Here is a 12,500-nt window from a genome sequence, read left to right as displayed (position 1 = left end):
GGTCACTCCGGGATGACCTCATGGTCACTCCGGGATGACCTCGCGGTCACTCCGGGATGACTCGCGGATCAAGATAGGGTGCAAGCTCGCACGGTCCAGTCTCGGATGGGTGACGCTTGCGCCATCGAACGATGCGGCGGCCCCGCGGAACGCGCCCATCACATTTTGGTCATTTCAGAGAATGTCGATGGTGCCGCCACAATATGGAAGGAAGCTGATGATGGTCTCGCTCGTAGCGGCGAGCCCGACGAGAAGGAACAACGCCATGACCTTGTCTACTCCGATCCTTGCAAGCGCGCTCGTGCTTGCTGTTGCTGCCTTGCTGGCAATGCGCTCCGCTGCTGCCGCAGCCGCCGCTCGGATGGTGAATGTCCGCGTCGACCGGCGTCGGCCGTCACCACGCTGATCCAGCAGGCCGAAACAGGGCCGCAGCTAACCAATGAAGTACTGGGCTCCGTGCCCAGCCTCAAAGGCCATCTCTTACGCAAGCTGACCAAGGCTGCTGCTGCCCCTCATCGCCCTGCCGGGCACTTCTCCCCGTATAGTGACGGGGAGAAGGATGCCGTCATCGATGATTTCGCCAATCGCCAGCGTTGCAGGAAAGGGCGCCAACGCTGAAGCTGCCCCTTCTCCCCGTCACTATACGGGGAGAAGATGCCGGCAGGCAGATGAGGGGCGGCGCGACATTGCCAGAATATCTGCCGGGCCGATCACCTACCTAAGTCGCATCGCTGCTACTTCGGCAGCGTATAGGCCATCACATAGTCGCCCGGCTTGGTGCCGACCGAGCCGTGGCCGCCGGCGACGATGACCAAGAACTGGCGGCCGTCGGCGACGGTGTAGGTCATCGGCGTCGACTGCCCACCGGCCGGCAGCCTGGCCTGCCAGAGCTGCTTGCCCGATGTCAGGTCATAGGCGCGCAGATAGTCGTCGACCGCCGCGCCCAGGAAGACGACGCCGCCGGCGGTGATCATCGGCCCGCCAATGCCGGGAACACCGACCTTCAGCGGCAAGGGCAACGGCGTCATGTCATAGACGGTGCCGTTGCGGTGCTTGTAGGCGATCTTGCCGGTTCTGAGGTCCGCTCCCGCCACATAGCCCCATGGCGGCGCCTGGCAGGGCACGCCGAGCGGCGACAGGAACGGCCCCATCACCACCGCATAGGGTGCGCCCTCATTGCGGTTCAGCCCCTGCTCGCTGCCGCGCCCCTCATCCGGGGGCGGCACCTGGTCGCGCGGAATGAGCTGCGATTTGAACGCCAGATAGGTCGGCATGCCGAACATCACCTGCCGCACCGGATCGACGGCGACGCCGCCCCAGTTGAAGGTGCCGAAATTACCGGGATAGACCAGCGAGCCCTGCACCGATGGCGGGGTATAGCGGCCCTCGTAGCGCAGACCCTGGAATTCGATCCGGCAGGCCAGCTGGTCGAACATGGTGATGCCCCACATGTCGGCGCCGGTCAGCGGCCTCGGATTGAAGGAGAGATCCGAGACCGGCTGCGTCGGCGACGTGTGATCGCCCTCGACAGCGCCGCCCGGCGCCGGCACTTCCTTGATCGGGATGATCGGCTCGCCGCTGCGCCGGTCGAGCACGTAGAGGTCGCCCTGCTTGGTCGGTCCAACCAGGCCCGGAACGACGCCGGCAGCGGTGGTGATGTCGACCAGGGTCGGCTGTGCCGGCACATCCATGTCCCAGAGGTCGTGATGCACGGTCTGCCGCACCCAGCGCACTTGTCCGGTGGCCAGATCGAGCGCGGTGATCGAGGAGGAAAACTTCTCGACATTGGCGCTGCGGCCCATCCCGAGCTGGTCCGGCGTCTGGTTGCCGAGCGGCACATAGAGCAGGCCGAGCTTCTCGTCGGCGCTTGCCGTCGACCACATGTTGGGCGAGTTGTGGGTGTAGGTCTGGCCTGCCGCCAGCGGCGTTGTCTGGTCCGGATTGCCGGAATCCCAGTTCCACACCAGGGCGCCGGTGTCGACGTCGAAGGCCCGGATGACGCCGGACGGCTCTTGCGTCGAATAATTGTCGTTGACCGCGCCGCCGATGATGATCTTGCCGCCGGCAATCAGCGGCGCCGAGGTCGAGTAATAATAGCCCGACTTCGGATACGGCATGTTGGTCAACAGATTGAGCGTGCCGGCCTCTGCGAAGGACGGGCAGACCTGGCCGTTGGCGGCGTCGAGCGCGATCAGCCGCGCATCCGAGGTCGGCAGATAGACGCGCGTCGCGCAAGGCTGGCCGGCGGCGATCTTGGCATCGGCATAATAGGACACGCCGCGGCAGGTCTGGTGCTGGCGGTCCTTGTCGAGCTTGATCTTGGGATCGAAACGCCATTTCTCCTTGCCGGTGGCGGCATCGATGGCGATGGCGAAATTGTGCGGCGTGCAGATATAGAGCGAGTCGCCCACCTTCAGCGGCGTCACCTGGTAGGTGGTTTCGCCGACATCGTCCGGCCCTTTCACGTCGCCGGTCTGGTAGGTCCAGGCCGGCTGCAATTTGGCGACATTGTCGGGCGTGATCTGGTCGAGCGGCGAATAGCGCTGGCCAAATTGCGTACGGCCGTAGAAATGCCATTCGCCCGGAGGCACATTGCCGCCGAGATCGGCAGTCGGCGTCACCTTGTCGGCGCTGAGGTCGCCGGCGATGTCCTTGGGATCGGCCGTCATCGAATAACCGGCGACGGCGAGCGAAGCCAGCACGGCCAGAATGAGCGGCGCGCGCGCGTCGGGGCCGGTCAGGCCCCGTCTTGCCCATGGCGTCAGCAGCCACAGCGCCAGAAGCACGATGATGCCGCCGCGCGGTCCGAGTTCCCACCAGTCGAAGCCGATTTCCCACACCGCCCAGGCCAGCGTGCCGAGCACGATCGCCGCGTAGAGCCAGAGCGCCGTCGATTTGCGCCGGAAGAGCAGCCATGCGGCGATCAGGAAGGCGAGACCGGTGATGACATAGTACCAGCTGCCGCCCAGCATCACGAGCCAGACGCCGCCGCCGCCAAGTGCGAGGCCGATGAGGAACAGGATGAGGGAGGTGATGACGACAGCCAAGACGATACTCCTTCGACTGATGCGCATTCCGCGACGCGGCCGTGGGCAAAGGTATGCCAATCCTGCCCCCGGCGGTACAACCTTCTCCCGACCGCCGTGCCTGTCAAGCCGCCGGGGAGCGATCCATGGCGAAACCAAAAGGCCATGCCGCAGGCTCTCTTGCGTAACAGCGCGTTTTTCGAGGCCACACGCCAAGGTGGCAATCCCGCCTTGCCGGCATCCGGGTTTTCCAGCAGTCTGCTTTCGACCAATCATCAGGAGCAACCAGAGTGATGTCATTCGCCTCGCCTCTGACGCGAGTAGTCCTTGTCCTCTGTAGCTTCGTCGCGCTCACGGCCGGCACAGTGGCCGCGCCGGCACAGACGCTTAGCGAGATCAATAAGGCAAACGGCTTTCACGAGATGCTGATGGGCATCGGTCCCGGCATCGCCGCAGCCACGAAATCCATACCCGAACCGTTACCGGCAAATTTCCAGGACGCCTTGTCGGTCGCGCTGGAAGGCGCCTTCGACGCAGTCAAAATGGAGACTGCCATCGAATCGCGGATGGCGGACAGGCTGTCGGCCACCGATCTGTCCGACCTCGCAGCGTTTTACGCTTCCCCGTTGGGCAAGCACGTCACCGCTTTGGAAATCCAGTCGTCTGGCCCGGAAGGCAGGCAAAGCAAGAAGACAGAGGGCAAGCAAATCCTCGCCGAGCTTCCGACCAAGGATCCAGCCCGGCTCGAATTGTACCGCAAGATCATCGACGATATCAGCGCTGTCGACACCGGCGAGGCGATAGCGCTGAACATGAGCTACGCGATGGTTACGGGGATGCTGGGCGCAGCCGGAAAGCCTCTGTCGGACGAACAGATCATGGTGCTGGTGCGTCAGCAATCCGTGAAAATTCGCCAGAACATCGAACAGAATGCCATGCAGGGTAGCGCTTATACGTACCGGGATCTCCCGCTCGGCGATCTCAGACTGTACTCGACATTCCTGGCGTCACCCGCGGGCAGCCGCTATTACGACCAGATGCTGACGGCCTTTGGCATGGTGATGACAGAGGAAGCGCGCTCGTTCGGACATCGATTGTTCGTCGCGCTCGGTTACCGAAAGGCCTGAGCCGCAGTATCGGGCACTTTAGCAGAACAAAACGTAGACACTTCTGGTCTTTCGCTCCCGAATCACTACATTCGGGGGAGATGTCCGGCTTTGCGGAAGACATGCCCTTTTTTGACGAACCCAATGCGCGGCCCGCGGCCCCGTCGGGCATAGCCGCGCGCGCCATGGCGGCCCGCAGCGGCCCCAACAGCGCGCCCGATTATCTCAACGGCCTCAACCCCGAGCAGCGGCTGGCGGTGGAAACCACCGAAGGCCCGGTCCTGGTGCTGGCCGGCGCCGGCACCGGCAAGACCCGCGTGCTGACCACCCGCATCGCCCATATCCTGGCCACCGGCAGGGCTTTCCCCTCGCAGATCCTGGCGGTGACCTTCACCAACAAGGCCGCGCGCGAGATGAAGCAGCGCATCGGCCATCTCGTCGGCGAAGCCGTCGAGGGCATGCCGTGGCTCGGCACCTTCCACTCCATCGGCGTCAAGCTCTTGCGCCGCCACGCCGAGCTGGCCGGGCTCAAATCCGATTTCACCATCCTCGACACCGACGACGTCGTACGGCTGATCAAGCAGCTGATCCAGGCCGAAGGCCTCGACGACAAGCGCTGGCCGGCCAAGCAGTTCGCGCAGATGATCGACGGCTGGAAGAACAAGGGCCAAGGCCCCGCCGACATTGCCGAGGGCGACGCGCGCAGCTTCGCCAACGGCAAGGGCCGGGAACTCTACAAGGCCTATCAGGAGCGGCTGAAGACGCTGAACGCCTGCGACTTCGGCGATCTGCTCTGCCACCCGATCCGCATCTTCCGCGCCAATCCGGACGTGCTGAAGGACTACCACAAGCGCTTCAAATACATCCTCGTCGACGAGTACCAGGACACCAACACCGCGCAATACATGTGGCTGCGGCTGCTGGCGCAAAGACCTACCTCCCCCTCGATGGGGGAGGTCGCGCCGCGGACCGGGGCCGGGGGGGGGGGGGGGGGGGGCGGGGGGCGGCGGGGGGGGGGGGGGGCGCGGCAGCGCCGGCGCCAGTCACCCCTCCCCCCCGCTTCGCGGCGACCCTCCCCATCCAGGGGAGGGTAAAGTGCGATCGGCCGAGGGCCGCAAGCCCGACCAGGCGTCCGAGCCGTTGCGAGGCGACTCCCGCGACGCCGAAGGCGCGCAAAAAAGAGGGGGCGGAGGGCCTGAGCCGGCAGGCGCGGAACGGCCCGTGAGCGAAAACAAAGTCAACATTTGCTGCGTCGGCGACGACGACCAATCGATCTATGGCTGGCGTGGCGCCGAGGTCGACAACATCCTGCGCTTCGACAAGGATTTCCCGGGCGCCACCATCATCCGGCTGGAACGCAACTACCGCTCGACGGCGCACATCCTCGGCACCGCCTCGCACCTCATCGCCCACAATGAGGGTCGCTTCGGCAAGACGCTGTTCACCGAGAAGGTCGCCGAGGACGACGAGAAGGTGCATGTTCACGCCGCTTGGGATTCCGAGGAGGAAGCCCGCGCCGTCGGCGAAACCATCGAGACCTACCAGCGTGCCAAGCACAAGCTGAACGACATGGCCATCCTGGTCCGCGCCTCCTTCCAGATGCGCGAATTCGAAGACCGCTTCGTCACGCTCGGCCTCAATTACCGCGTCATCGGCGGCCCGCGTTTTTATGAGCGCATGGAAATCCGCGATGCGCTGGCCTTCTTCCGCGTCGTCGCGCAGGGCGCCGACGACCTCGCCTTCGAGCGCATCGTCAATGTCCCCAAGCGCGGCCTGGGTGAAGCCACCATCCGCCAGATCCACGACACGGCGCGGAGCTTGCGCATCCCGATGCTGGAGGCAGCCGCCAAGCTTGCGGAAAGCGACGAGCTGAAGCCGAAACCGCGCGCGGCCTTGCGCGAAGTGGCGGCCAATTTCGAGCGCTGGCAGAAGGCGCTGGAAACCACGCCGCACACCGAGCTCGCCGAGACCATTCTGGAGGAGAGCGGCTACACCGACATGTGGAAGAACGACCGTTCGGTCGAGGCGCCGGGCCGGCTGGAAAACTTGAAAGAGCTGATCCGCTCGATGGAGGAGTACGAATCGCTGCGCTCCTTCCTCGAGCATGTCGCGCTGGTCATGGACGCCGAGCAGAATGCCGAGTTGGATGCCGTCAACATCATGACCCTGCATTCGGCCAAGGGCCTCGAATTCGAGACGGTTTTTCTCCCCGGCTGGGAGGAAGGCCTGTTCCCGCATCAGCGCGCGCTGGACGAAGGCGGCCGCTCCGGCCTGGAGGAAGAGCGCCGTCTCGCCTATGTCGGCCTGACCCGGGCCAAGAAGAACCTGCATCTGTGGTTCGTCTCCAACCGCCGCATCCACGGCCTGTGGCAGTCGACCATCCCGTCGCGCTTTCTGGACGAACTGCCGGAAGCCCATGTCGAGGTCGCCGAAAGCGGCAACTCCTATGGCGGCTACGGCAATTCCTATGGCGGCGGTTCGTTCGCGTCGGGCCGTGGCGGCCAGGGCGCAGGGCGGCAGAACCCCTACGGCGCCTCGCGCTTCGACAATGTCGGCGCGGAAAAATCCGGCGCCTTCTCCAACACCTATGCGACGCCCGGCTGGCAGCGCGCGCAGGCCAACCGCACCGAGGCGACCGACCGCAACTGGGGCTCGCGCTCCGGCCACCAGGTCGAGCGCATCGGCTATGGCGAGACCGACTCCGGCTACGGCGCCGGCCGAACCAGCGTCAAAGGCCGCACCATTGACGGCGAACTGGTCGCCAAATCCGTCGCCGACACGCCGTCGCCCTTCAGCGTCGGCGACCGCGTCTTCCACCAGAAATTCGGCAACGGCAACATCTCCAACATCGAAGGCAACAAGCTGACCATCGACTTCGACAAGGCCGGCCAGAAACGCGTGCTGGACGGGTTTGTGGCGGCGGTGTGAGCGCCCGCTTGTCCTGTTGTCCTACAAGCGACCACATTGTTGTAGTCTGGCGGAGCCCTCCCCGCCTCGTCATCCACGGGCGGAGCAAGGAGCGTAGCGACGCAGCGTAGACCCGAGGATCCATCCCGCGTCTTCAACGCGTTGCCACGGTGCGGAATCCTGCGCAGCTGCACGCCAAGGTCGCGGAATGGATTCCAGGGTCTACGCGACGGAGCTTCGCTCCTGCTCCGCCTTAGAATGACGAAGCGACGGGCGTCTGCCCAGTCGTCGGGGCATGCGGTCCGCAACATGAGCGTCCCCGTCAATTTAGCCCGCCCCTCACCTGTACCGCGCCTGGTTCCACTTGTGCCCCAGCAGCGACAGGATGATGATCAGCCCGTTGAAGAACTGGACGTAGAAGCCGCTCAGGCCCGCCGCCACGACGCCGGTCTGGATGAACGACACGGTGACCGCGCCGATCGCTCCACCGGCAACCGTACCGATGCCGCCCCAGGTCGGCGTGCCGCCGACGAACACCGAAGCCAGCACCGGCAAGAGATAGCCGTCGCCCGCGGTCGGCCACCAGGTGAAGTTGATCATCACCGAAAACGTGCCGGCGATCGCGGCCCCGATGCCGGTGAAGATGAACACTTTCACCCGCACACGCTTGACGTCGATGCCCATTTGCCGGGCGCTGTCGGGGTTGTCGCCGACGACCCTCACCTGCGCGCCGAAGCGGTGCCGGTTGTAGAGCATTGCCGAAAAAATGACGAAGGCGAGTGCCCATAAGACCTGTACCGGAAAACCCCACACCTGACCGGAGAAGATGGTGTACGCCCAGCTGTCGCTGAGACCGGTCAATGCCGTCGATCTGCCCTCGTTGATGATCTGGATCAGTCCCCGCAGCAGGAAATTCATGCCGAGGGTGGCGATCAGCGACGACAGCCCCCCATAAACGACCAGGGATCCGACGAGAAAGCCGAGCAGCGTGCCGGTGAGAATCGCCGCTGCGATGCCGAGAAACGGATCGTAGCCGGCCTGCACCACCAGCGCGAACACCCAGGAGGCAAAGCCCATGGTTGCGGGAAACGACAGGTCGATCTCGCCGCAGGTGACGACGAAGACCAGCGGCACCACCACGAACAGGGCAACCGGCAGCGTGGTCAGCACGGATCTGTAGAGATACCAGGTGGTGAACACGGTCGGGTTGGCGATCAGGAACGCCGCCATCATGATGATGAACACGGCGAGCGTGCCGAGCGCTGCGCGGTTGTCGATGACGAAACCGCGCAGCCAATGGTCGGACGGGTGCTTCCACTCAGGCCGGGCCGCCTTGCCGCCGAGCGGGCTCTGCAGATCGGGTTCCATGGTCTTGCTCATCGTGCTGCCCTCTCCGCGTCGCCGGCCTCGTGCAGCCCCGGCAATCCTCCGGGATGCGCAACGTCTTCCATGAAATTGATCAGCTCTTCGGCCGACTTGACCTCGGTGCGATCGGCGGTCAGCGCCACCTTGCCGCGGTCAATCACCACGAAGCGGTCGGCGATGTCGAAGACATGGTGGATGTTGTGGCCGATGAACAGGATCGAACGGCCGCTCGCCCGCACCTGGCGCACGAAATGGAAGACCTTGGCGGTCTCGGTCAGCGACAGCGCCGTCGTCGGCTCGTCAAGGATGATCAGCTCGGCCTGCTTGTAGATGGCGCGCGCGATCGCCACGCCCTGGCGCTCGCCGCCCGAGAGCTGGCCGACGATCGAGTGCGGCGTGAACACCTTCGAGGTGAAGCCGATCTCGCGCATCAGCCGGCTCGCCTCCTCTATCTCTTTATTGACCTTCAGAAAGCCCATGAAGCCGGTGAGTTCGCGGCCCATGAAGATGTTGCGCACAATGGTCTGCTGCACGGCCAGCGCCCGATCCTGGAAGACCGTCTCGATGCCGGCGTCGCGCGAGCGTGCCGCACTCCAGCCGGTCACCGGCTTGCCGCGCACCAGGATCTCGCCGCTGGTCGGCTTGACGACGCCGGACAGGATCTTGATCAGCGTCGATTTGCCGGCGCCATTGTCGCCGATCAGGCCAACCACCTCGCCGCGGTCGACCGAGAGATTGACCCCGCCCAGCGCATAGACCTGGCCATAGGATTTGCTGATGTCGCGCAGTTCGATGATGCGTTCGGCCATGGCGATCCTCGCTCCTGTGGTATCATCCCGGCCTGGTGCCGGCGGTCCTGCCGGCCGGGCTTGCGCCCAGCCGGCAGTTTGGGAGGTCAGCGCAGCGCCTGCTTGGCGAGCTCGGCGACGATCTCGTAATTCTGCGGCGTGACGAAGCCCGCCCCGGTGTCGACATTCATCGGCGCCAGGCCCAGCACCACCTGCTGGCAAAGGCTGAGGATCGGCAGATAGCCTTGCAGAAACGGCTGCTGATCAGCCGTCAGCTGCACCCAGCCGCCCTTGAACGCCTCGACGATCTGCGGGCTGGTATCGAAGCCGAAGTTGAAGATGTCGCCGGGCTTGCGTCCTGCCGCCTGCATGTAGGTGGCGACGTTGCCCAGCATCTGGCCGCCGGGATAGCCGACCGCCTTGACGTCGGGATTGTTGAGCAGGGCCGCGGTGATCACCGGTATCGCCAGATTGGGGTCGGACGCCCATTCGCCGCTCGGCGGCGACGACAGCTGGATGACCTCGACGCCGGCTTCCTTGAGTGCTGCCACCGTGCCGCGCTCGCGCGCGCCGCGGGCCTCGTTCTCGAACGGACCGATCATGATTGCCTTGTCGCCGGACTTGAGCTTCCCGAGCTTGAACGCCTCAGTGCCGAGCGCGCGGCCCTGCTGCTCCTGCTGGGCGCCGACATAGCCGCCGCCGAACGCGTCCACCACCTTCGGCACCGGCACGTTCTGGTACATCATCTTGATGCCGTCCTTATGCGCCTGTTCGGCCAGCGGCATGATCGCGGCGTCGCCCGGATGGCCCATCATGGCAATGCCGTTTGGCTTCACGGCGACGGCCTCACGCAATTGCTGCACCATCTTCTCGACGTCCCACTGCGAGAAGATGTAGTCGACCTTCGGCCCGAGATCGGACGCCGCCTGCTTGGCGCCATTGTAGACGATGGTGCCGAAAGCGTCGCCCTCGGCGCCGCCGACGAAAAAGCGGATGTGGACATCCTTGCACCACTGGGCGTCGAGCGCCTGCGCCGGCAGAGTGGAGATGGCAGCGCACAGCGCCGTGGCGGCGGCCACGACGGTCGAGCGCAGAAGTGTCGTTCTCATTGCGATGCTCATGCACGTTCCTCCCTTTTGTCCTCGGTGAGCCGAGGGGTTTCGTCGTTCGCCTGTCGGCAGTGCTTGTCGGCAGTGCTTGGCAATCTGTCAGGCCGGCTCCTCCCACCGGCCCTCGGTCACGCCGGGGTTCGGCAGGTAGGTCGCTCCTCCCCGGCATTGCTTGAGGTATTCCAGCCCGCGCACCTGGCCTGTGATTTCGAGGTCGCCGCGATAGACCGGGTCGTGCCAGCCCTCGATGTCGATGGCGCCCTTGTAACCGGCCAGCCGCAATTCGCTGATCACCCGCGTCCAGTCGCTGTCGCCAAACCCGGGCGTGCGCATCTGCACGAAGGGCAGCTTGCCGAACACGCCGTGCTCGCGGATCACATCCCAGCGCACCGTCGCGTCCTTGCCGTGGACATGGAAAATGCGCGGCGCCCATTTGCGGATCTGCGGCATCGGGTCGATGAGGTAGACAAGCTGGTGGCAGGGCTCCCATTCGAGGCCGAGATTGTCGTCGGGCAATTCGTTGAACATCAACTCCCAGGCATCGGGATTGTGGGCGATGTTCCAGTCGCCGGCCGCCCAGTTGCCATCCATGGCGCAATTTTCGAAGGCAATGCGCACGCCCTTGTCTGCGGCGCGCCTGGCCAGCGGACCCCAAACCTCACGGAAGCGCGGCAGGCTGTCTGTCAGCTTCTTGCCACGCAGACGTCCGGTGAAGCCGCTGACGATCGAAGCGCCGAACAGATGCGCATTGTCGATGACGGTTTCCCAGGCCGCGAGCACGCCGCGATCGACCTCGCCATCCTCCAGCGGATTGCCGAACACGCCGATCGACGACACGGCGACATCGGCATCGCCGATCGCCTCGCCAATCTCACCGGCGAGCCGCGCCAAATCCTTGCCGCCCAGCGTCTGCCAGAAGAAGGGCTGGATGCTCTCGAAGCCGAGCGGCAGAATCTCTTTGATGTAGGCGGCCGGGTCTTCGAGATTGGCCCGCACCATGGTGCCGATCCGGATGTCGAGAAGCGGGTTTGGCATCATGATGCTTCCTGTGTGATTGCGACGCGCCGTCCGGTCTCGGCGCTTTCGATGGCGCCAAAAACCATGGCCAGGCTTTTGATGTTGTCGCTGCCACGCGTTTCCGGCTCGCTGCCGGTCTCGATGGCGTGGATGAAATCCTTGATGATGCCGAGATGACCGCCGACGCGGTCGGCGGAATCGAGCGGCGGTACTGTGATGGGCTGGGTCAGGTCGAACAGGCCGTCGCGGACCGACAACACAACCTCGGCCTTCAGTCCGTCCTCGCCGTCCCAGACCAGGCTGCCGTGCTCGGCGACGATGCGCCACGTGCTCTCCCAGCTGGTGCGGAAGCCCGCCGCGCACCAAGAGCCTGCATAGGTGAACACCTTGCCGCCGCCGAGATCGAAGATAGCGCTGGCCGACGATCCCTGCCGGTACCAGGAATTCGCCGGCTCCCATTCCTGGCAAAAGACGCCGGCGGGATCGCCGCCGACCATGTAGCGGGCGGCGTCGAAAGTATGGATCGCCATGTCGAGCAAGAGCACATGCGCCATCTCCTCGCGGAAGCCGCCGAAATGCGGCGCGACGAAGAAATCGGCATGGATGCTGGTTGGCTTGCCGATGGCGCCGGAGTCGAGAAAGCGCCTGATGCGCCGGACATTGGCGACGTAGCGGCGGTTCTGCACGACCGCATGGATACGCCCCGCGTTACGTGCCGCATCGACGATGGCGCGGGCATTTTCCGGAGTATCGGCCAGCGGCTTTTCCGTCAGCAGATGGCAATTATGGGCAAAGGCGGCAAAGGCGACGTCGCGCCGGGCGGCGGGAACCACGACATCGAACACCGCGTCCGGCCTGGTCTGGTCGAGCACCGCATCCAAGCTGGTGCCGATGACGGCGCCGTCAAGCCCGTATTCGCGCGCCCTCGCCTTCGCCCGTTCGGCGTCGAGATCGACCAAGCCGACAATGGCCAGCCCGTCGATCTGCCTCGCGGCATCGAGCCAGGCCTTGCTCATCGCACCACAGCCGACGAGGACGGCATTCATCATCCAGCATTCCTCCCGTCCGGTCCTCCAGACCGAATGTCACGGCATTTCCGGCATCACCGTAAACGTTTCTCCGTAAACGTTTACGAGAACACACCCGATGGCGTAGAATGTCAATCGGCTGCCAGCGAAAATC

8 protein-coding genes and 2 pseudogenes are annotated in these 12,500 nt (G+C 64.7%); 4 read left to right on the top strand and 6 right to left on the bottom strand.

Features of this window, described 5'->3' with window-relative positions; genetic code table 11:
- The first annotated feature begins 105 nt into the window (after positions 1–105).
- Entirely contained in the window at positions 106–618 is a 513-nt protein-coding gene (locus tag NKK50_RS01995) for a hypothetical protein (protein WP_155922556.1), read from the top strand.
- 116 nt (positions 619–734) lie between these two features.
- Here NKK50_RS01995 and NKK50_RS01990 read toward each other — a convergent pair whose 3' ends face one another.
- Positions 735–3,074: a glucose/quinate/shikimate family membrane-bound PQQ-dependent dehydrogenase gene (locus NKK50_RS01990; RefSeq protein ID WP_196814976.1), complete on the bottom strand. Its 2,340-nt coding sequence runs from the start codon at positions 3,072–3,074 to the stop codon at positions 735–737.
- A 245-nt stretch (positions 3,075–3,319) separates the two neighbouring features.
- Here NKK50_RS01990 and NKK50_RS01985 point away from each other — a divergent pair, with 245 nt between their 5' ends.
- The 3 genes and pseudogenes from NKK50_RS01985 to NKK50_RS01975 all read left to right on the top strand — a co-directional run.
- A complete protein-coding gene (locus NKK50_RS01985) occupies positions 3,320–4,153 on the top strand; it encodes a DUF2059 domain-containing protein (RefSeq protein ID WP_023833895.1) in 834 nt (277 codons plus the stop codon).
- An 80-nt stretch (positions 4,154–4,233) separates the two neighbouring features.
- Positions 4,234–5,227: pseudogene (locus NKK50_RS01980) on the top strand (ATP-dependent helicase); the annotation flags it as partial.
- A gap of 111 nt (positions 5,228–5,338) precedes the next feature.
- Positions 5,339–7,060, top strand: a pseudogene (locus tag NKK50_RS01975) (ATP-dependent helicase); the annotation flags it as partial.
- Positions 7,061–7,378: 318 nt separating this feature from the next.
- Here NKK50_RS01975 and NKK50_RS01970 read toward each other — a convergent pair.
- The 5 genes from NKK50_RS01970 to NKK50_RS01950 form a co-directional block, all read right to left on the bottom strand.
- Complete coding sequence (locus tag NKK50_RS01970; protein ID WP_023833896.1) at positions 7,379–8,419, bottom strand: ABC transporter permease; 1,041 nt, start codon at positions 8,417–8,419, stop codon at positions 7,379–7,381.
- Positions 8,416–9,213: an ATP-binding cassette domain-containing protein gene (locus NKK50_RS01965; RefSeq protein WP_023668308.1), complete on the bottom strand. Its 798-nt coding sequence runs from the start codon at positions 9,211–9,213 to the stop codon at positions 8,416–8,418. The genes NKK50_RS01970 and NKK50_RS01965 overlap by 4 nt, the downstream gene beginning before the upstream one ends.
- Before the next feature lie 86 nt (positions 9,214–9,299).
- On the bottom strand, positions 9,300–10,313 hold the full coding sequence (locus tag NKK50_RS01960; RefSeq protein WP_023699592.1) for a substrate-binding domain-containing protein: 1,014 nt from the start codon (positions 10,311–10,313) through the stop codon (positions 9,300–9,302).
- 87 nt (positions 10,314–10,400) lie between these two features.
- Positions 10,401–11,336, bottom strand: coding sequence for a sugar phosphate isomerase/epimerase family protein (locus tag NKK50_RS01955; RefSeq protein ID WP_352543050.1), 936 nt, complete (start codon positions 11,334–11,336; stop codon positions 10,401–10,403).
- A complete protein-coding gene (locus NKK50_RS01950) occupies positions 11,336–12,367 on the bottom strand; it encodes a Gfo/Idh/MocA family protein (protein WP_023833898.1) in 1,032 nt (343 codons plus the stop codon). The genes NKK50_RS01955 and NKK50_RS01950 overlap by 1 nt, the downstream gene beginning before the upstream one ends.
- Between the last annotated feature and the right edge of the window lie 133 nt (positions 12,368–12,500).

The sequence above is a fragment of the Mesorhizobium sp. M0001 genome, assembly GCF_040324255.1.
Taxonomy (GTDB): Bacteria; Pseudomonadota; Alphaproteobacteria; order Rhizobiales; family Rhizobiaceae; genus Mesorhizobium.
The sequence above is the reverse complement of the archived record's forward strand: the minus strand, read 5'-3'. Positions and strand labels throughout refer to the sequence as shown.